19 protein-coding genes and 1 riboswitch are annotated in these 20,077 nt (G+C 68.9%); of the genes, 11 read left to right on the forward strand and 8 right to left on the reverse strand.

Going from position 1 to position 20,077, the window contains the following annotated elements:
• The first annotated feature begins 40 nt into the window (after positions 1-40).
• Together AB0H84_RS37145 and AB0H84_RS37150 are read left to right on the forward strand one after the other, a co-directional pair.
• Positions 41-442: a helix-turn-helix domain-containing protein gene (locus tag AB0H84_RS37145; protein ID WP_357615176.1), complete on the forward strand. Its 402-nt coding sequence runs from the start codon at positions 41-43 to the stop codon at positions 440-442.
• 667 nt (positions 443-1,109) lie between these two features.
• Positions 1,110-1,322, forward strand: coding sequence for a LuxR C-terminal-related transcriptional regulator (locus AB0H84_RS37150; protein ID WP_357615178.1), 213 nt, complete (start codon positions 1,110-1,112; stop codon positions 1,320-1,322).
• A gap of 14 nt (positions 1,323-1,336) precedes the next feature.
• Here AB0H84_RS37150 and AB0H84_RS37155 read toward each other — a convergent pair whose 3' ends face one another.
• On the reverse strand, positions 1,337-2,317 hold the full coding sequence (locus AB0H84_RS37155) for an NlpC/P60 family protein (protein ID WP_357615181.1): 981 nt from the start codon (positions 2,315-2,317) through the stop codon (positions 1,337-1,339).
• Positions 2,318-2,322: 5 nt separating this feature from the next.
• Positions 2,323-2,473, reverse strand: a riboswitch (cyclic di-AMP (ydaO/yuaA leader).
• A gap of 275 nt (positions 2,474-2,748) precedes the next feature.
• Here AB0H84_RS37155 and AB0H84_RS37160 point away from each other — a divergent pair.
• From AB0H84_RS37160 to AB0H84_RS37185, 6 genes are all read left to right on the forward strand, one after another.
• Positions 2,749-3,318, forward strand: coding sequence for an amino-acid N-acetyltransferase (locus tag AB0H84_RS37160; protein WP_357615183.1), 570 nt, complete (start codon positions 2,749-2,751; stop codon positions 3,316-3,318).
• 85 nt (positions 3,319-3,403) lie between these two features.
• Positions 3,404-4,861: an RDD family protein gene (locus AB0H84_RS37165; RefSeq protein ID WP_357615186.1), complete on the forward strand. Its 1,458-nt coding sequence runs from the start codon at positions 3,404-3,406 to the stop codon at positions 4,859-4,861.
• A 109-nt stretch (positions 4,862-4,970) separates the two neighbouring features.
• The gene (locus AB0H84_RS37170) at positions 4,971-5,459 is read left to right on the forward strand and encodes an RDD family protein (protein WP_357615187.1); all 489 of its coding nucleotides are present in this window, start codon (positions 4,971-4,973) and stop codon (positions 5,457-5,459) included.
• Positions 5,460-5,976: 517 nt separating this feature from the next.
• A complete protein-coding gene (locus AB0H84_RS37175) occupies positions 5,977-6,309 on the forward strand; it encodes an Lsr2 family protein (RefSeq protein ID WP_345000635.1) in 333 nt (110 codons plus the stop codon).
• Between the two features lie 1,090 nt (positions 6,310-7,399).
• Positions 7,400-9,901, forward strand: coding sequence for an ATP-dependent Clp protease ATP-binding subunit (locus AB0H84_RS37180; RefSeq protein ID WP_357615190.1), 2,502 nt, complete (start codon positions 7,400-7,402; stop codon positions 9,899-9,901).
• Positions 9,902-10,428: 527 nt separating this feature from the next.
• Positions 10,429-11,367, forward strand: a complete 939-nt coding sequence (locus tag AB0H84_RS37185; RefSeq protein WP_357615192.1) for a TIM barrel protein — start codon at positions 10,429-10,431, stop codon at positions 11,365-11,367.
• A gap of 2 nt (positions 11,368-11,369) precedes the next feature.
• Here AB0H84_RS37185 and AB0H84_RS37190 read toward each other — a convergent pair whose 3' ends face one another.
• Positions 11,370-11,834 carry a MarR family winged helix-turn-helix transcriptional regulator gene (locus AB0H84_RS37190; RefSeq protein WP_357615195.1) on the reverse strand — a complete coding sequence of 155 codons (465 nt, stop codon included), beginning with the start codon at positions 11,832-11,834 and terminating at the stop codon, positions 11,370-11,372.
• A 60-nt stretch (positions 11,835-11,894) separates the two neighbouring features.
• On the opposite strand from AB0H84_RS37190, the gene AB0H84_RS37195 reads away from it, so the two are divergent.
• Together AB0H84_RS37195 and AB0H84_RS37200 are read left to right on the forward strand one after the other, a co-directional pair.
• Entirely contained in the window at positions 11,895-12,269 is a 375-nt protein-coding gene (locus AB0H84_RS37195; RefSeq protein WP_357615198.1) for a cupin, read from the forward strand.
• A gap of 12 nt (positions 12,270-12,281) precedes the next feature.
• Positions 12,282-12,698, forward strand: coding sequence for a cupin (locus AB0H84_RS37200; protein ID WP_357615200.1), 417 nt, complete (start codon positions 12,282-12,284; stop codon positions 12,696-12,698).
• Here AB0H84_RS37200 and AB0H84_RS37205 read toward each other — a convergent pair.
• Positions 12,691-13,566: an A/G-specific adenine glycosylase gene (locus AB0H84_RS37205; RefSeq protein ID WP_357615203.1), complete on the reverse strand. Its 876-nt coding sequence runs from the start codon at positions 13,564-13,566 to the stop codon at positions 12,691-12,693. The two genes, AB0H84_RS37200 and AB0H84_RS37205, sit on opposite strands and share 8 nt — an antisense overlap.
• Before the next feature lie 79 nt (positions 13,567-13,645).
• On the opposite strand from AB0H84_RS37205, the gene AB0H84_RS37210 reads away from it, so the two are divergent.
• Positions 13,646-14,323, forward strand: coding sequence for a hypothetical protein (locus AB0H84_RS37210; RefSeq protein ID WP_357615206.1), 678 nt, complete (start codon positions 13,646-13,648; stop codon positions 14,321-14,323).
• A 13-nt stretch (positions 14,324-14,336) separates the two neighbouring features.
• Here the strand turns inward: AB0H84_RS37210 and AB0H84_RS37215 are convergent, their stop codons facing one another.
• From AB0H84_RS37215 to trxA, 5 genes are all read right to left on the reverse strand, one after another.
• Entirely contained in the window at positions 14,337-14,897 is a 561-nt protein-coding gene (locus tag AB0H84_RS37215) for a dihydrofolate reductase family protein (protein WP_357615208.1), read from the reverse strand.
• Positions 14,898-14,987: 90 nt separating this feature from the next.
• Positions 14,988-16,064, reverse strand: a complete 1,077-nt coding sequence (gene disA, locus AB0H84_RS37220; RefSeq protein WP_357615211.1) for a DNA integrity scanning diadenylate cyclase DisA — start codon at positions 16,062-16,064, stop codon at positions 14,988-14,990.
• Positions 16,065-16,105: 41 nt separating this feature from the next.
• Positions 16,106-17,512, reverse strand: a complete 1,407-nt coding sequence (gene radA, locus AB0H84_RS37225; RefSeq protein ID WP_357615213.1) for a DNA repair protein RadA — start codon at positions 17,510-17,512, stop codon at positions 16,106-16,108.
• Positions 17,513-17,564: 52 nt separating this feature from the next.
• Positions 17,565-19,697, reverse strand: coding sequence for a M20/M25/M40 family metallo-hydrolase (locus tag AB0H84_RS37230; protein ID WP_357615217.1), 2,133 nt, complete (start codon positions 19,695-19,697; stop codon positions 17,565-17,567).
• A 73-nt stretch (positions 19,698-19,770) separates the two neighbouring features.
• The gene (trxA, locus tag AB0H84_RS37235) at positions 19,771-20,076 is read right to left on the reverse strand and encodes a thioredoxin (protein WP_357615219.1); all 306 of its coding nucleotides are present in this window, start codon (positions 20,074-20,076) and stop codon (positions 19,771-19,773) included.
• Position 20,077 lies beyond the last annotated feature (1 nt).

Genomic DNA, 20,077 nt, shown 5'->3' on the forward strand with positions numbered 1-20,077 from the left:
CTGCAGGTGCGTAACCCACTCACAAGAAGGAGCGCACAGAGTGGCGACGAAGACGGCGGCGGAGCGGCGCGAGGAGGCCAGGCAGGCCTTCGACGCCTACTTCTCCGAATGCCCCTCCAGGAAGCTCCTCGACCGCCTCAGCGACAAATGGGTCACCCTCGTGCTCAGCGCCCTGGCGGCGGGGCCGCGCCGCTACAGCGACCTGGCCAGGCGCATCGCGGGCGTCAGCCAGAAGATGCTCACCCAGACCCTGCGCGGCCTCGAACGCGACGGCCTGGTCTCGCGCACGCTCACTCCCTCGGTGCCGGTACGGGTGGACTACGCGCTCACTCCGCTGGGCGAGAGCCTGATGCCGCTGGTGGCCGCGATCAAGGGCTGGGCGGAGACGCACATCGGCGACGTCGAGGCGGCCAGGGACCGCTACGACGCCGCCAGCGCCTGATCCCTCGCCGGAAGCGGTGCCTTCCGGCTCGCCTGTTTTCCGATAGGAGGGCGGTTGTAAGCATCGGGTCAAGGCCGCCGGTGACGGTACCGTTCCAGTCGCGCGAGCACCCATGATCGCCATGATGGGCACCGGGCACGCGCACCCCGGAAAGAGGCCCCTCGGCGTGGGCTGTGATGCGAGAAAACCCGCGCCGGCCGATCGGTGAGCCGCGAGCCCATCGGTTCGTGCGTCTCCGAATGATCCGGTGCGCCGATCCGGCCGGCCATTCCGACGGCCTGACCTGGATCTCCCTATAAGAAGTGAATCGCCGAACAAAGCGAGCGATTGGTGGTTTGCCGGGGAGGCGGAAGATCGCATATCGGGCGCTCGGCCGGCAATGCCCGGCTTATGGATCACGCCGAAACTCCGCGCCGAACGGATCAAAATCGGTAACGTCCGAAGCACTCATTGATGGCGCCCGGGAGAGCCCCAGAGATCACTGTCGGCCGCCGGGAGTCCTGACATATCGCGAGTGCGTCATATATAAGGGGTCATGTCAATACCGCCCGTCAAGTGCGGCGATTGTCATGCTTGACGACCTTTCCGCGATGCGTTTACCGTCTGCGAGGAGCGGCTTTGGCCCATCTGTGAGGTCCGAGTTCTGCTGTTGGGGGGAGGGCTCCCGATGGATGTGCTCACTGAAGACGTTGAGCTGACCCATGCTGATTTGGCGCTGCTGGCGGAGCTGGCCAAGGGAGTCACGGTCGATCGGGTAGGGCGGCGTCTGGATATCAGCGGACGCACGGTACGCCGGAGATTACGGGGCATCTGCGACCGCATCGGCGTGGCCACGGGGATCGAGGCCGTGGCCTGGGCCGCGCGCCGCCAGCTGATCTAGCGCCGGAGGAGGGCTCAGTCGGCGATGCGCACCGCGCCGGCGAAGGGCCGCCTGGCGATCGACGCGATCCGTACGACATCACCCGTCTGGGGGGCGTGCACCATCATGCCCCCACCGATGTAGATGCCCACGTGGTGCAGGTCGCCGTAGAAGAACACCAGGTCGCCGGGGCGCAGCTCCGAGCGCGAGATGTGCCTGCCCGCGGTCCACTGGTCGCCTGTGTAGTGCGGCAGCGAGATGCCCACCCGCTGGTACGCGGCCATGACGAGCCCGGAGCAGTCGTACGAGCTCGGGCCCTCGGCGCCCCAGACGTACGGCTTGAGCTGCTGCGTGAGCGCCCACCGCGCGGCCTCCGCCGCCTTGCCGGCGCCCGCGATGGGCAGGTTGACGCGCACGGCGCGCGTGCCGGGCTGTCCCGCCTCGCCGAGTGCCCGCTTGAACAGGCTGCTCTCGACCTTGGCCACCAGTTTGGTGATCTTGTCGCGCTTCGTGTCGAGGTCGTCCACGATCTTCTGGACCTCGGCGATGCGCTCCTTGGCGCCCGCCTGGGCGCGGGCGGCCGTCTCCATGGCCTTGGAGAGCTGGTTGATCTCCTCGCCCTGCTCCTGCTCCAGCGCGTACGAGGTCGCGGCGCGGTTGAGGAACTCCTCGGGATCCTCGGAGGTCGCGAACTGCAGGGTCTTGGTGAAGCCGCCCGTGATGTAGGCGTTCTGGGCGAGCAGGACGGCCTTGGCGCGCTTGGCGGCCAGATCCGACTGGCTGGTCGCCAACGTCTTCTGCGCGGCCTCGGAGGTCTTCTTGGCCGTCTTGAGCTTCTCCCGCTGGCCGTTGTACTGCTCGGTCAGCGTCTCGATCTCGGTGTGCAGCTTCTCGGCCTGGGAGGCGAGCTCCTTCAGCGAGGGCTTGGGGTCCGCGGACGCCGAACCGACAGGAACGGCGAACAGCAGTGCGGCGACTGTGAGACTCACCACACCGACGTGGCGCGGGCGCTTCACCTACCAGCTCCTCTCATGGAACGCCTACCGGGTTAGCTGACGGGTTCGGGCCGGAGCAGCCCTACCGAGAGACTCGGACTCACCCCTGTGATGGCGTCGCAGGTCGCCACCGGTGGATCCCCGGCTCCCCTTGCGGGAATTGAGCGTGCCTCCCGCGCGACACACGGGGGACATTGTCGCTGGACATTAATGCACTCCGGGTTCCTGCTCAACCAGAACTGCCAAGTCTGTAGAGGTTTCACAACCGAAGAGTCACAAGGGGATCTCGTGATCACCTGGGCAGAAGAGACCTTATGCCCTCTATGTCCGTGCTGCTGCACAAACCCCGAGCGGGCCGAGCTCCGTGCTCGTCCGGCCACGAGATGTAACAGGATGGGCCGAGACGTGGGAGTTAGGTCCGAGCCGTAATGAGATCTGTACTCTGGAGAACCATGGAGCAGGTGGCCGAGCTGACAGCGCCCGAGACCGCGGTGGTGGTCCGGCGCGCCCGTACGCCCGACGTGCGCGCGGTCAGGCGCCTCGTGGACGCCTACGCGGGCGCGGGGCGGCGGCTCCTGGAGAAGGCCACGGTGACCCTGTACGAGGACGTACAGGAGTTCTGGGTGGCCGAGCGGGGCGGGCAGGTCGTCGGCTGTGGCGCGCTCCACGTGCTCTGGGAGGACCTCGCAGAGGTCCGCACGGTGGCCGTGGACCCCGAGTGCCGGGGAATGGGCGTCGGCTACCGGATCGTCTCCGCATTGATCCAGCAGGCCAAAGATCTTGGCCTGCGACGTGTATTTTGTCTCACTTTCGAGGTCGACTTCTTCGCGAGGCTCGGATTCCGCCCGATCCAGGGCACACCGGTCTCACCCGAGGTCTACGCCGAACTGCTGGCCTCGTACGACGAGGGTGTGGCGGAGTTCCTCGACCTGGAACACGTCAAGCCCAACACCCTGGGCAACACCCGCATGCTGCTCCATCTGGCCTCGGGTGACGTGGATCTTGACCAGATGGAAAGGTGATTGTTGATACCTATGTCGATACGTTGGGCAGCACAGGCATGTGTCCTGACACGTGCCACATGCGCACTCGAAGCGAGGTGACACGGTGAGCACCGGACAGCCGCCGTATCCGCAGGACGACTCCGGCGACAACCCCGCCGGCACTCCGGAATACGGACAACAGAACGCGGGTCGCCACCCAGGCGAGCCCGACCCCGACGTGACTGTGGTCGGCTACCGGGCGGACGATGCCTACGGTCAGCAGCCCCAGTACGGCCAGCAGGGCTACGGCCAGCAAGGCTACGGCCAGCAGCCCCAGCACGGCCAGCAACAGCAGTACGGCCAGCAGCAGCAGTACGGGCAGCAGCAGCAGTACGGGCAGCAGCAGCAGTACGGGCAGCAGGGTTACGGCCAGCAGCCCCAGTACGGCCAGCAGCCGCAGTCCCAGCCCGGCTACGGCCAGCAGCCGCCTTCGGGCCAGCAGTACGGCCAGCAGGGTTACGGCCAGGAGCAGCAGTCGGGCCAGCAGGGCTACGGCCAGCAGCCTCAGTACGGCCAGCAGCAGCAGTCCCAGCCCGGCTACGGCCAGCAGGGCTACGGCCAGCAGGCCCAGTCGCAGCCCGGCTACGGCCAGCAGCCTCCCTCGGGCCAGCAGTACGGCCAGCAGGGTTACGGGCAGCAGCCCCAGTCGGACTACGGGCAGCAGCAGTACGGTCAGCAGCCCCAGTCCCAGCCGGACTACGGGCAGCAGCAGTATGGCCAGCAGCCGCAGTCCCAGCCGGATTACGGGCAGCAGCAGTATGGCCAGCAGCCCCAGTACGGCCAGCAGCAGCCGTCGCAGCCTGACTACGGCCAGCAGGGCTACGGCCAGCAGGCTCAGTACGGGCAGCAGCCGCAGTCCCAGCAGGGCTACTCCCAGCCCGGCTACGGCCAGCAGTACGGCGACCAGCAGTACGGGCAGCCCGGCTACGGCCAGCCCCAGCAGTACGGCCAGCCCGGCTACGGACAGGCCTACGGCCAGCCGGGACCCGTGGGCGTGCAGCCGCCCGGCGCGCCGGCCCCGCTGGCGGAGTGGTGGCAGCGTCTGGTGGCGCGGATCATCGACTTTGTCATCCTCTTCGTCGTGAACTTCGTCATCGGCCTGATCCTGGTGGCGGCGTTGGCGGTCAGCTACTCCTCGCTCGACGGCAGCACCAGCGGTCTCCTCCCGGGGACGGTCGTGAGCATCATCACGGCGCTCATCGTGACCGCGCTGTGGATCGCCTATGACTTCTTCCTGCTGAAGATGAACGGCCAGACCGTCGGCAAGATGGTCATGGGCATCAAGGTCGTCCCCGTCGGCCAGGGCATGCCTCCGAAGGGCCTGCCGACCGACCTGGCGCTCAAGCGTGCCGCGGTGACGTGGGGCGGATGGGTGTTCACCGCCCTCCCGCTGGCCTTCATATCCTCGTTGCTCGGCTACATCGCCGTGGGGCTCAACGGCGCCTCGCAGCTCTGGGACAAGCCGCTGCAGCAGTCGTTCGCCGACAAGGTGGCGAAGACCGTGGTGGTGAAGATCAAGTAGTTCACGCACCAGGTAAAAGCAGGGGCCGGCTTCGTGCCGGCCCCTGTTTTATGTGTGGTGGGCGTACCAAAATGGGGGCCTGGGCCGCTGATGACGCGAGGTGGGGGTTATGGCCGGGTCGCCGTCGTGGGCGGACACGCTGCCCGCGGAATGGTGGGAACGGCTCGCCGCCCGGGCGATTGAAGCGCTCGTCTTCGGGGTGTTCTATTACATTCTGTTCATCGCGCTATGGGGCATCTTCCGAACTGTCGGGATGCTGGAGGTGTTCGACGGCCGGCTGCCGGGTGTGTTCGCGTGGCTGGCCGCGGGACTGGGTTATGCGGCCTACGACTGGCAGGCGCATTCCAGGCGCGGCAGGACGTTCGGCAAGGCGATCATGAAGATTCGCCTGGCGCCGGGCGACGTTCCGTCGGGGGCGCTGCTCAAACGGTCCCTGGTCTATCCGGGGCCTGTCATGCTGATGGGCATTCCCGTGGTCAATCTGCTCGCCGGAATGCTCCTGTTCTGCGTGGGCTTGCTGATCCTGATCGACAAGCCCCTGGAGCGAGGGCCGCACGACAGGCTGGCCGGAACGCGCGTCGTAAAAGATCTTCGTTGAGCCATCCGCACCAGGCAGGATGCCAATTCTGAAGATTTTCCCTTGATCCGGTAAGGACTCTGGAGAGACTGGCATTAGGCTATGGGGCGTCCGGGTTGCCGGATGTTGGCGTCCCACGACCCGTACGGCATCTCTGCGCCGCTATGGTCGTGTCTGGGTGGTAGTCGCCTTGTGCGGCACGAGGAGCACCGGCGCTCCTCCTGGTCGCGCTCCCATCCGCATAATGCGCCCCCGAAACCCTGCGAGCCGTGGAGGCGAGGACGAATGGAAGCCCTTACAGACGTATTGTCAGCGCTCATCCCCCCGGTGGTGGTGGGCGGCGCCTTCATCTTTGGCGTAGTGAAGTTGGTCCGATCCGAGGCCCTCGGAGGCCGCCGAAACCGTGAGGATCCGGCCGAGGGGCCAGAACTGAGCGGCCAGTCAGCGGAATCCCCGCAGCGCTGAATTGTCTCCGCGCCTTTCCGGGTATATGTTTGGGCAGGCGAATGAAACAATGCTCCGCGAAAGGATTGCGTAGATGGCCAAGCAGATCCAGGAGATTCTCATCGATGACCTCGATGGGGGCGAGGCCAATGAGACGGTCAGCTTCGCTATTGACGGCTCGTCCTATGAGATTGACCTCAGCGACCTTAACGCGAAGAAGCTGAGGGACGCGCTCACGCCTTTCGTGCAGCACGCGCGCAGGGCAGGCGCCGTCTCCGCGCGTCGCCGCGGTCGCGGCGGCAGCAGGGCGATGAGCCGCGAGAAGAGCTCCGAGATCCGGCAGTGGGCCAAGGCTCACGGCCTGCCGGTCAGCGAGCGCGGCCGGATCGCCTCCACGGTCGTCGAGAAGTACGAGGCGGCTCACTGAGCGAGCCGACTATCGACCATGCGCTTATGCCGTTCGCCTAGGACCCCGGCGGCCGCCATAAGCGCATGATCGTATCTGGGGCCGGTTCTCGAATGCCGGGCGCCCGGATAACGATCTTCCCCTTGCGCATATGCGGGCGTTTTGGTCGGGCGCTCCGGTCCATGCCCGGCACCGTTTCACCGGCCGGCGCCCGCATATGTGGTTACGCCCCGTGCTGCGCCCGGAAAGCCGGTGGGGCGGTCATACCCCATTCAACGTACGTTCGCGTCCGTACGTCACGAGTGAGCGCCACGCTCATGGAACGCGCCATCCCCGTAAATCACGGCCACCTATAGCCGAAGGCGATCTCCGGCGCCCTCCGCCCCTATAGCGGTGATCTCTCCGAAGGTAAACCCGCCGCCGCTACCGTAAGTAAACCCGCCACCGGCCGGATGGACGCCGCCGGGCAATACCGGCGGTCCGCAGGCTCCCCGGTGCCGGGTAAAAACCGCTAACCCGAGCAGGGCTCGCACAAAGCTCGTTCCCCGGCATGTTCGCACAATGCCCGGCCATCTCGAGTGCAGAGAAGTGACGCGAAAGCGGCCTCCCGGGGCGGAAGTGGTCTCATGATGCGAGATGAACGCGGTAACCGGCCTGACCAGATGGCAGGATTCCCTTGGCGTTGCGGCCCGTGCCGCGTTGTGCTCACGGCGTAGCGCGACCGTTTGGACGGGCGGCCCTCCCGTACATAGGATGATTACGCAACGATACGGACGCGGCATCTGTGATGTGCGGGCGAAGGGGCGGTCCCCAACGCCTACTCTGCCCCGGCGCGTCCGATGGCCGATCCGTGTGGATCCGCGTGCGTCGTGAGGGGCATTTTTCTGGCGCTTCGGTGAAGCGTCTTAAACATCGTTCGCTTGCGGCGTATCGGGAACACGTCACCCCCGAACAGTAGTTGGATGGAGGGTGAACGCCCTGCTCTCGGGGAACGTCTCTGCTATAGAGCGTGTCAGTGGCAGTGGGCACGGTTCGCCGAGCCAGGGCTAGCATGCGGGATGACGGGACCGGATTTACCGGCCTGACTGACCGCTCTGTGAGGAGCGACGAGATGTTCGAGAGGTTCACCGACCGAGCGAGGCGTGTTGTCGTCTTGGCCCAAGAAGAGGCCAGGATGCTCAACCACAACTACATCGGCACTGAGCACATTCTTCTTGGCTTGATCCACGAAGGTGAGGGCGTGGCCGCCAAGGCTCTGGAGAGCCTCGGCATCAGCCTTGAGGGTGTGCGCCAGCAGGTCGAGGAGATCATCGGCCAGGGCCAGTCGGCTCCGTCGGGGCACATTCCGTTCACCCCGCGGGCCAAGAAGGTCCTCGAGCTGTCGCTCCGTGAGGCTTTGCAGCTGGGCCACAACTACATCGGCACCGAGCACATCCTGCTCGGGCTCATCCGCGAGGGTGAGGGTGTGGCCGCCCAGGTGCTGGTCAAGCTTGGAGCTGATCTCAACCGTGTCAGGCAGCAGGTCATCCAGTTGCTCCACGGTTACCAGGGCAAGGAGCCGGCCGCGGCGGGCGGTCCGCAGGAGTCGGCCCCCTCGACCTCCCTGGTGCTCGACCAGTTCGGCCGCAACCTGACCCAGGCGGCCCGCGAGGGCAAGCTGGATCCGGTCATCGGCCGTGAGAAGGAGATCGAGCGGGTCATGCAGGTCCTCTCCCGGAGGACCAAGAACAACCCGGTTCTCATCGGCGAGCCCGGCGTCGGCAAGACCGCCGTCGTCGAGGGCCTGTCGCAGAAGATCGTCAGGGGCGAGGTGCCCGAGACGCTGAAGGACAAGCAGCTCTACACGCTTGACCTCGGCGCCCTGGTCGCCGGCTCCCGCTACCGCGGCGACTTCGAAGAGCGCCTGAAGAAGGTGCTCAAGGAGATCCGCACGCGCGGTGACATCATCCTGTTCATCGACGAGCTGCACACGCTCGTGGGCGCGGGCGCCGCCGAGGGCGCGATCGACGCGGCCAGCATTCTCAAGCCGATGCTGGCGCGCGGCGAGCTGCAGACGATCGGCGCGACCACGCTCGACGAATACCGCAAGTACCTCGAGAAGGACGCCGCGCTGGAGCGCCGCTTCCAGCCGATCCAGGTGGCCGAGCCCTCGCTCAGCCACACGATCGAGATCCTCAAGGGTCTGCGCGACCGCTACGAGGCGCACCACCGCGTGTCCATCACCGACGACGCGCTGGTGGCCGCCGCGCAGCTGGCCGACCGCTACATCAGCGACCGCTACCTTCCCGACAAGGCGATCGACCTCATCGACGAGGCCGGCTCCCGGATGCGCATCCGCAGGATGACCGCTCCGCCGGACCTGCGCGAATACGACGAGAAGATCGCCAACGTCCGCCGCGACAAGGAGTCCGCGATCGACGCGCAGGACTTCGAGAAGGCCGCTGCCCTCCGCGACCAGGAGAAGCAGCTCCAGCTCAAGCGCGAGCGGCGGGAGAAGGAGTGGAAGGCCGGCGACATGGACGTCGTGGCCGAGGTCACTCAGGAGCTCATCGCCGAGGTCCTGGCGACCGCCACCGGCATCCCGGTCTTCAAGCTGACCGAGGAGGAGTCGCAGCGCCTGCTCCGCATGGAGGACGAGCTCCACAAGCGGATCATCGGCCAGGACGACGCCATCAAGGGCCTGTCGCGCTCCATCCGGCGCACCCGCGCCGGGCTGAAGGACCCGCGCCGTCCCGGTGGCTCGTTCATCTTCGCGGGTCCCTCCGGTGTCGGTAAGACCGAGCTGTCCAAGGCTCTGGCGGAGTTCCTCTTCGGCGACGAAGACGCTCTGATCAGCCTGGACATGTCGGAGTTCATGGAGAAGCACACCGTCTCCAGGCTGTTCGGCTCGCCTCCCGGCTACGTCGGTTACGAGGAGGGCGGTCAGCTCACCGAGAAGGTGCGGCGCAAGCCGTTCTCCGTGGTCCTGTTCGACGAGATCGAGAAGGCCCACCCCGACATCTTCAACTCGCTGCTGCAGATCCTGGAGGACGGTCGCCTGACCGACGCCCAGGGCCGCGTGGTCGACTTCAAGAACACGGTCATCATCATGACCACCAACCTCGGCACCCGTGACATCTCCAAGGGCATCGGGGTCGGGTTCGCGAAGTCCAACGACACCGAGTCCAACTACGAGCGGATGAAGGCCAAGGTGCAGGAGGAGCTCAAGCAGCACTTCCGGCCCGAGTTCCTCAACCGTGTCGACGACATCGTGGTCTTCCACCAGCTGACGCCGGCCGAGATCATCAAGATCGTGGATCTGATGCTCGCCCAGGTCGACGCCAGGCTGAAGGACCGCGACATGGGGCTCGAGGTCTCGCCGGAGGCCAAGCAGCTGCTGGCCGACAGGGGCTACGACCCGGTCATGGGCGCCCGTCCGCTGCGCCGTACGATCCAGCGCGAGCTCGAGGACGCGCTGTCGGAGAAGATCCTGTACGGCGAGCTCCGGCCGGGCCAGGTCGTCAAGGTGACGATCGAGGGTGAAGGCGACAACGCCAAGTTCATCTTCAAGGGCGAGTCCGCCTCCCAGGTCCCGGACTCGGCCGCGGCCATCGCCGCACCGATCCAGCACTGACGGATCCCCGAAAGCCCCCGTGTGAGATGCCTCACACGGGGGCTTTCGTATGTTTGCCAAGACGCCCACAGTCCTTCCCCCTCCGGGGAGCGCGGTGGCCCTGCCAGGCGGGCCTCCCGGAGCCGCGGGCTGCTCGGTGATGGGTGTTCTCCCAGGTGGGGCCGGTAGCCGGCGTCGGCCTGGCCGCTGATATTCGTGCGCTGTGGTGGGCATGGCGAGGTGACGGGGACTTTCCTGGGGCGCCTGCCGCGGGCGGCGGCTCACGCACTCCGGCCGTTGCGTAATTGTTGGGGCACCGGGTGTACCGCCACCACCGCGAGTAGTACTACACTGCGTAGAGCTTCGCCAAGTCTCATCCAAGCGACTCACAAGAGCGTGTTCCTAGGCTGAGGCCTGCTCCCCTGGGAGTAGTGCGGAATCAACTCAGGGCGGACGCGCGACCCACCATCGAGCAGGCAAGCTCGCAAGGGCCGGCACGTCCCGAGGGCGGACGACGGAACACCAAGAGCAAGCCGTGGAGGAAACCGATGCGCCTACGTCACGATGACGGAACGCTCGTTCACCTCGCCTACAACGCAGGCGTCCACCCCGCTGAGGACCTGGAGAACCTGATCGCGCACCTGACCCGTTACGCGGTCCCGGTGCGCAAGCGGCTGGGCGTGGAGCGCATGGGCATCGGGCTGTGGCTCTCGCCGAGCGTCGCCGACCACCTGACGGCCGACCGCATCGAGCTCGTACGGCTGCGCCGCTCCCTGGAGGAGCGCGGCCTGGAGGTCGTGAGCCTCAACGGCACCGGCGGCCGCAACCAGGAGGTCCCCGGCCCCGACTGGGCCAAGCCCGAGCGTTACCGCTACACCATGGCCCTGGCCAAGATCCTGGCGTTCCTGCTGCCGGAGGATGTGCGGTTCGGGAGCATCTCGACGATCCCGATCGGGTGGCGGCGCGACTGGCCGGCCGATCTGCACACGATCGCGACCCGCCGCCTCGAGCGCCTGGCGCGCGAGCTGCGCGGCATCTACAGCGTGACCGGCAAGACGATCAGGGTCGGGTTCGAGCCGTGGCCCGGATGCGTGCTGGAGACCACCGAGCAGGCGCTCGAGCGGGTGTGCGGCATCGACTCCGAGCACCTGGGCGTCTGCCTGGACGCCTGTCACCTCGCCTGCGGCGCCGAGGAGTGCGGTACGGCACTCAAGGGGCTGGCCGCGGCCGGCGCGCCGGTGGTCAAGCTGGGGCACGTGCACAACCACACGGGGGAGACGCCGAGCACCGGTGCCGTGCTCCACGACACGCTCACGGCGATGCTGTCGGGAGCGGTCAGCGGCAACGCGCACATCGAGGTCGAGACGCACAACCTGACCGTGCCCGGGCGGGCCAAGGGGCCGGGGGCGCTGGTGTCGCTGCTGGCCGACGAGCTGGACTGGGCCCGTACGAACCTCACCAGCCTGGGCCTCCAGCTGGCCGCCTGACCTCACAGCGTCCCGAACCAGCCGGGGATGTCGAGCCGCCAGAGGTTGGCCGGGGTCATCCTGCGCAGATCGGACTCCAGGGCCAGCAGGCGCTCCTCTCCGAGCTCCTCGGCCCAGCGGGCGCGCAGGGTGTCGAAGATGCGCGCCGAGCGGTTCAGGGCGTCGATCCCGTACGGAGTGAGCTGGACGATCTTGCGTCTGGTGTCGTGCGGGTCGGCGGTCCTCTCCACGTAGCCCACGCGTTCCAGGGTCTCGATGGTCTTGCCCGCGGCCTGTTTGGAGACCCCGAGGATACGCCCCAGTTCGACGGCCGTGGAGCCGCCCCGGCCGATCGCCTGCATGACGAACCCGTGCATGGGGCGCATGTCCGGATGCCCCTGCTGGGCAAGCTCGGCATGGAGTTCGTCGATCAACATCCTGAACGCGAGCAGCAGTCGCAGCGGTAGTTCGAAGCCTTCGCTTGACATGATGGACAACCTGATTGACTATATGGACAACGTAGTTGCCTATCTTAGGAGATGCAGGGCATGACTGTCATACGTGCGGCGGAAGCGCGGCGATCGGAGACTCCTGCCGGGGTCATGACGACGTTCGCCTCGCCGACGCAGGGAGGGGCCTCGCGGTCGCTGTGGCGGGTCGACGCCCGGCCGGGGGCCGAGGGGCCGGTGCACGACTTCGACAGCGAGCAGGTGTGGAGCTGGGTGGCCGGCGCGGCGACCGTGGAGCTGGGCGGTGACACGTTCAGCGTGGCCGCGGGCGACACCGTCGTCATGCCCGCCCGTACGGTGCGGCGGATCGTCGCCGACCCCGCCGGTTACACCGCCATCGTCACGGCACCGGCCGGTGCGCGGGCCATGACCGCCGACGGGGCCGATTTCGGCGTCCCGCCGTGGATTGTGTGAAAGGAGATCCTGATGTCTGTGATTCTGTCCGGTGATTCCCGTAAGACCGAGACGCCCAACGGTGTCATGACCACGCTCGCCTCGCCGACCCAGGGCGGCGCGGGACAGGCGATGTGGCGGGTGGACGCCAGGCCCGGCATGGTCGGGCCGGTGCACGCGTTCGACGCCGAGCTGGTGTGGACCTGGCTCGACGGGACCGCCGTCGTCGAGCTGGGCGGCGAGCGGGTCGAGGTCGGCGCGGGGGACACCATGGTGCTGCCCGCGAACGTGAGCAGGCAGATGTTCGCCGATCCGGTACGCGGCTTCGTGTCGATCGTGGTCGCGCCCGCCGGGACCGAGGCCTACAACCCGGACGGCGTCTCCGACCCGGACGCGTGCGACCTCGCACCCAAGGGCACGGAGCGCACCGTGCCCCCGTGGATCAGGTGACAGGAAGCCGGTACGTGCCGTCGTCCAGGTGCTCGGCCAGGCCGTCGGCGATGAGGCCGTCCAGGGCGCGCTCGCGCTGCACCGCGTCGTCCCAGACCACGTCGAGCGCGGCCTTGGGCACCGGGCCGTGAGCCGACCGCAGCACCTCCAGGAGACGGCCGCGGCACTGGCGGTCGGTGCCCGCGTACGTCTGGCCCTTGCGCGCGGGCCCGGCGTGCGGCGGCTTGCCCGCCAGCCGCCAGGCGCACAGGTGGGTGATCGGGCAGTCGGCGCAGCGCGGGGCGCGGGCCGTGCAGACGAGCGCTCCCAGCTCCATCACGGCCACGCCCCAGCGGGCGGCGCCCAGCTCGGGCAGGAGGGCCTCGGCGAGCCGCCGCTCGGCCGCTGAGGTGGCCGTGGGAGGGTACTCCTCCGCGCGTACGGCCCTGGCGAAGACCCGCCGGACGTTGGTGTCAAGGATGGCGTGGCGGCCGCCGTACGCGAAGCTGGCGACCGCGGCGGCGGTGTACTCGCCGATGCCGGGCAGCGACAGCAGGGTCGCGTGGTCGGAGGGCACCTCGCCGCCGTGCTCCTCGGTGATGGCCCGCGCGCAGGCGTGCAGCCGGAGCGCCCTGCGCGGGTAGCCGAGCCGGCCCCAGTGGCGTACGGCCTCGCCCGGCTGCTCGGCGGCCAGCGCCTTGGGGGTGGGCCAGCGGGCCATCCAGTCGTGCCAGACGGGCAGGACGCGTACGACCGGGGTCTGCTGGAGCATGATCTCGCTCACCAGCACACCCCACGGGGTCGCGTCGGCGGCACGCCACGGGAGGTCTCGGGCGTTGTCCTCGTACCAGTCCAGAACGGGGGCGTGTAGGAGGTTCGGCTCAACCACGCGGTCAAGCGTATTCGTAGAAGGCCGCCTTCGGCGTGTCGTCACTCTTCGTAGCTGCCGTGGGAACCATCCTGTGCGTATGGATCCGGATACTATGCGTGGCGACGGCGGTGACGTCTACTGGCGGCGCCGGATGAGCGTCCTGGTGGCGGTCCTCGTCGTGGTGGCCGTCGTGGCATGGGCGTGCTCCAGTGGGGGCAGCGGGCCGGAACGCGCGTCCAGCGCGCAGACATCACCGAGCGCTACCCCCGTCGTCGATCCGCTGCTGGCGGGGCTCCGCACGCTCGCCATGGGCACGGCCAGCCCGTCACCGACCCCCACCACCACCCCCACGGCCACCTCGGCGGCGCCCCCCAGGCGCCCCGGCGAGCCCTGCGCCACAGAGGACCTGGTGCTCAGCCTCCAAGGCGGCAAGGAGGAGATCTACTCGGCCGGCGCCCGCCCCACGTTCATGGTGACGCTGGTGAACACCGGCCCCGTGATGTGCACGACCGACGTCGGGCCGCGCGCCATGGAGGTACGCATCACCTCGGGGGAGGACCGCATCTGGTCCACCGCCGACTGCGTCAGCGGGGTGAGCTCGGAGATCAAGAAGCTGCAGCGCGGGGTGCCCTACGTCCGGGCCCTGGAATGGGACCGGCACCGCTCCAGCACCGACTGCCGGGCCACCCCTGCCACCGCGCTGCCGGGGACGTACGTGGCCACGGTGCACATGGGCGAACTGCGCAGTCCCAAGGGCGTCTTCCACCTCCGCTGAGCTCGCCCGACCCCTAGGCGCGGTCATAGCGCATGACCACGACGCTCGAGTCGCAGGTGCGTGACTCGACGAGCCGCAGGCCGATCCGCTCCTCCCGGGGCAGGAACAGGCGCCTGCCGCCGCCCAGCACGACCGGGTGCACGGCGACGTGGTACTCGTCGATCAGGCCGTGATCGGTGAGCGTGGCGGCCAGCCGGGAGCCTCCGGTCAGCAGCAGGTCCTTGCCCGGCTTCCGCTTGAGCTCGGCGACCTCCTCGGCGACGTTCTTCCTGATGACGGCGGCGGCCCACTCCGTCTCGGCCAGGGTGGTGGAGAAGACGATCTTCGGGGTGCTCCGCCAGATCGGCGCGTAACTCAGGACGTGCGGGTGGTCCGACATCGACTCGGCGGTGGGCCAGAAGCTCACCATGCCCTCCCACACGCCGCGCCCGTACAGGAGGGTGTCGACCCGCTCGGTGAGCGCGTCGGAGTACGCCGAGAGCTCCTCGCCCATCACCGGCCAGTCGAACTCGCCCCGCGGCCCGTCGATGTGCCCGTCGACCGAGGTGTGCACCCAGTAGATGATCTTGCGCATGTCCGGCTCCTCATGTCAGCTGTTCCGCTTTCATGGAGGGGTCGGAGCGGCGCGCCCGTTCTTGACATCCTCGCCGAAGAATTTCTCGGGCTAGACGTAGCGCTCCAGGATGGAGGATTCGGCCAGGCGGGAGAGGCCCTCGCGGACGCTGCGGGCGCGCGACTCGCCGACTCCGCCCACCGCCTGCAGGTCGTCGATGCTCGCCGCCAGCAGCTTCTGCAGCCCGCCGAAGTGGTTGACCAGGCGGTCTACCACCGTGGCCGGCAGGCGGGGGACCTTGGCCAGCAGGCGGAAGCCCCGGGGGCTGACCGGGCTGTCCAGCTTGTCGGCGCCGTTGTGGCCCAGGACGTGGGCGACGGTCGAGAGGTCCAGCAGCTCGCTGCCCGACAGCTGGTCCAGGTCGTGCATCGCGTCGATCAGGCGCCGCTGGCGGCGGCCGGAAGGGGCCGGGAGATAGTCGCGGACGACGAGCTCGCGCTCCGAGTCGACGCCGGCCACCAGCTCGTCCAGCTGCAAGGAGAGCAGGCGGCCGTCGGTGCCGAGCTCGACCACGTAGCCCTTGATCTCGTCGGCGATCCTGCGGACCATCTCCAGGCGCTGGGCGACCGCGGACACGTCTCTGACCGTGACCAGGTCCTCGATCTCCAGGGCCGACAGGGTGCCGGAGACCTCGTCCAGGCGGTGCTTGTAGCGCTCGAGGGTGGCCAGGGCCTGGTTGGCCTTGGAGAGGATGGCCGCCGACTCCTCCAGGACGTAGCGGATGCCGTCGAGGTAGAGGGCGATGATGCGCATCGACTTGCTGATGGCGATGATCGGCAGGCCCGTCTGCCTGGCCACGCGCTGGGCGGTGCGGTGGCGGGTGCCGGACTCGTCGGTGGGGATGGACGGGTCGGGCACGAGGTGCACGGCGGCGCGTACGATCTTGTCGTCGTCGCTCAGCACGATGGCGCCGTCCATCTTGGCCAGCTCGCGCAGCCGGGTGGCCGAGAAGTCGACGTCGAGCTCGAAACCGCCGCTGCAGACCTCTTCGACGACCCTGTTGTAGCCGAGCACGATCAACCCGCCGGTCTGCCCGCGCAGGATCCGTTCCAGGCCGTCGCGCAGAGGTGTGCCCGGGGCCACCGCGGCCAGGGCTTCGCGACGGCGATCGTCCAGACTCCTATCCACATGACCCCCGTGTCGATCGGTCACGCCCAGCTTAGCCGCGCTTATGTCACGTGTGTGAGGGCGTCCCAGACGTTCTCTGCCTGCACCACCTCGAACCCGGGCGCGAACGCCACCGGCCCCACCGGCACCAATGCCCGCTGCCCGGTGCGCCTGCGGCCGCCTTCTTCGAGTGATCCGGCCGGCACGAGTGCCCGCTTGAAACCCAGCCTGGCCGCCTCCGTCAGCCTCCTGCGTACGTCCTTGACCGGCCGCAACTCGCCCGCCAGGCCCACCTCGCCGAGGGCCACCAGCCCGGGCGGCAGGGGTTTGTCACCGGCGGCGCTGGCCACGGCCAGCATGACCGACAGGTCCACGGCGGGATCGGCCAGCTTGATGCCGCCCACGGTGGCGGTGAAGACGTCGCAGCCGCCCAGCCGGGCGTTGAGCCGGCGCTCCAGGACGGCGAGGATCATCTGCACGCGGTAGGTGTCGAGCCCCGACGACGTGCGCCTGGGCTGCTGCGCCTCCGTGCGGGCGACCAGGGCCTGGACCTCGGCGGGGAGCGGGCGCGTGCCCTCGACGGTGACGGTGACGCAGGTGCCGGGCACCGGCTCGCTGCGCCGGGAGACGAACAGGCCGCTCGGGTCGGTGATGCCCTCGATGCCCCGCTCGTGCAGGTCGAAGCAGCCGACCTCGTCGGTGGGCCCGAACCGGTTTTTGATCGCCCGCACCATGCGCAGCCTGGAGTGGCGGTCGCCCTCGAAGTTGAGCACGACGTCGACCAGGTGCTCCAGGGTCCGCGGGCCCGCGATCGAACCCTCCTTGGTGACGTGGCCGACGAGCACGGTGGCCATGTTGCGCTCCTTGGCCAGGCGCACCAGGTTGGCCGCGACCTCGCGGACCTGCGTCACCCCGCCGGGCACGCCGGTGGCCTGCGCGGAGCCGACCGTCTGCACCGAGTCCACCACCAGCATCCTGGGCTGGACCTTCTCCACATGGGCGACCAGGGCCGACAGCTCGGTCTCCGCGGCGAGGTAGAGGTGGTCACGGATCGCGCCGATGCGGTCGGCGCGCAGCCGCACCTGGGCCGCCGACTCCTCACCGGTGACGTAGAGGACCGTCTCGCGCTCGGCGATGCGGGCCGCGGCCTCCAGCAGGAGCGTGGACTTGCCGATGCCCGGCTCGCCGGCCAGCAGCACGACCGCCCCGGGCACCAGGCCGCCGCCGAGCACCCGGTCGAGCTCGCCGACGCCGGTCGTGCGCGCGGCCGCCACCTCGGCCTTGACCTGGCCGATCGGCACGGCGGGGGCAGTGGTGGCGCCTGCCTGGACGACGTTGACGCCGGCGCGCGCCCCCTCCTCGTCGACCGTGCCCCACGCCTGGCACTCGCCGCACCTGCCCACCCATTTCGTGGTGCGCCACCCGCACTCGGCACAGCGGTATCCGGGCTTCTGGGCTGTCTTGGCCATGCGGAGCAGGCTAGCGGCACGGACTGACAATCTTCGACGGGTACGGCCCGCGTCACACCACCATCTCGCGGAACACCGTCGTCCTGGGTCCCATCGCCACAGCGCCAGGAATGGGCTTATATCCCGGCACGACCGACAAATCGTAGGCTTCCTCAAAAATCCGGATCCGTGCCGGAGCGCCGGCCCGTACCACCATCGTGACCTCCAGCGGCCCTGCAGGCGCGTGGTAGGCGAACCCCTTCCCGGTACGGAGCTCACGCCCGTCCACCGTGAGAGGCCCGGCCGGTGACGCGCTGAGCCCGACCACAGGCGCCCGCCCGGTCGGCGTGAGGCGGAGGGTGAGCGTGCGCCGCCCGCCGGACGTCACGTCCTTGACCACGGAGAGGAACGGAGACCGCAGCGCGGTCGCCTTCGGGGCGGGCTCGGTCTCCCAGCCCTGCTCGCCGAACCACCGCTCGCCGCCCCCGCCGCCGGACCGCCGCCCCCAGACAGCCTGCCCGGTGCCCGCGTCCATGGCGTACGCCAGCCGTACCTGCCGCGGATGCCCGGCGTCGAACCGGTCCACCACCAGCCCCGCCGCGACCAGCCCGACCGCCGTCACGCCCGCCACCAGAGCCGCCCACCGCGGCCGCGCCCGCTCGATCAGCGGGAGCAGGAGGATGAGCATGAGCGCGAAGTACGGGGCCGCGATGACCCCGCCGATCCCCAGACCCACGTCCAGCGAGCCGACCGCACCCGCCCCGAGCAGCACGACGGCCGGAGCCGAGCCCAGGGTCAGCGCCAGCACCTGCCACCCGTCCCCGCGCACGCGCCCCGCGACGATCATCCCGGCCGCGGCGAACAGCGCCGACCAGGCCAGCGGGTGCGACCCGCCGGGCAGCAGCACGGCGGACACGACTCCCAGCAGCGCCACCAGCAGCACGCCCGAGGCCCCGGAGACGAGGCGGCGGGCCGCCAGGACGAGAGCGCCCGTGAGTACCAGCAGGCCGGCCTGATACAGCCACGGCCGGTAGGGGTCGCCGGTCATCATGTCCGCATATTCCGGGCGGATCAGGGCGAGAAGGGGCCACAGACCGTATCCGGCAGCGGCGGTGACAAGGCCCAGGACGAACGCCGCCAAGGTTCCCCCGAGGGCGCGAGGGAGTGAGGTCCGACCGCGCAGGATCCAGAGCGCGACGCACGCCAGCAGCAGCGCCCCCGCCGCCACCGGCAGCTCCAGCCACGCCGGATACCGCACGAGCACTCCCGGCACGTTGAAGTACACCGACTCGGCGCCGGACCTCAGCGCGGCCAGGTCGGCCCCCGCCAGCGCCCGAGTGAGAGCCAGCGTGTTGTCGCCCATCTGCTGCAACGACCTCAGGTCGATGTGCGCGACGTCGTCGAGCGGCGAGTGGTAGTAGGCGCCGCCCCCGACGTACGCCGCGTCGAGCCCCATCCACCTGGCGCCCCCGAAGACGTGGAAGTCGGTGTTGTTCGGCAGGACGCTCATCAGTGAGGCGAACGCGGAGTCCGCCGCCGGATGCGGCACGACGGAGCCGTACAGGGAGATGAGCGGCGCGGCGCCCGGCGAGGCGCGGAACGTCTGCACGACGCCGCGGTTGCCCCGCGCCTCGTGGTTGAGCACCACGACCGTCCCGGGTGTGGCCTGCCTGGCGAACGCCTCCGCGCCGAGCAGCCCGGCCTCCTCGCCGTCGGTGAAGAGGAAGACCACGTCGTTCCGTGCCGAGGGGGGCAGCGCCCTGGCGACCTCCAGGAGGGTGGCCACCCCGGCGCCGTCGTCGGAGGCGCCGGGAGCGGCCGCCACCGAGTCGTAGTGGGCGGCCAGGACCACCTGGCCCGTCGGGTCCGTGCCGGGACGGGTGGCCACGATGTTGCGCATCCTGCCCATGGGGACGACCCCGTCATGGTCGATGGGCAGGACGCCGACGCCCTCCTGGACGCGTACGTCCAGGCCGAGGGCGCGCAGTGAGGAGACCAGGTGGTCGCGGACGCGGGCGTGTTCGGCCGAGCCCACCGGATGCGGGGCCCTGGCGATGGTCTCGAGGTGTTCACGAGCCCTGGTCGCGCTGAACGAGTCGGCCGGGGAGTCCGGACCGCGGGGAGCGGGCGGCGCGAGATCGAGCAGCGCGAACGCGAGCAGTGCCGCCAGCGCCAGCAAGCCCCCGACGGCGTTGCGGATGATCATGGGATCAACGCTAGGAGCGTCCGGTCCCGCGATTATCGGCCCATGGAACGATTTGTCCCGTAAGCCGAAGGGATTACTCCAGGCCCAGCTCCGCGACGAGCATGCGCTTGGGCTTGGCGCCGACGACCTGCTTGACCGGCTCGCCGTTCTCGAACAGCAGCAGCGTCGGAAGGCCCATCACCCCGTAACGGGACATGATCTCCGGGTTCTCGTCGGTGTTGAGCTTGCCGATGGTCAGCCCGTGCTCCGCCTCGATCTGGTCCAGCACCGGAGCCACCATGCGGCACGGCCCGCACCACTCGGCCCAGAAGTCGACCAGCACCGGCTTGTCGCTCTTGAGCACCTGCTCCTCGAAGTTCTCCGTGGTCAGCGTGATCATG

The organism is Nonomuraea sp. NPDC050786 (assembly GCF_040654115.1).
Taxonomy (GTDB): domain Bacteria; phylum Actinomycetota; class Actinomycetes; order Streptosporangiales; family Streptosporangiaceae; genus Nonomuraea.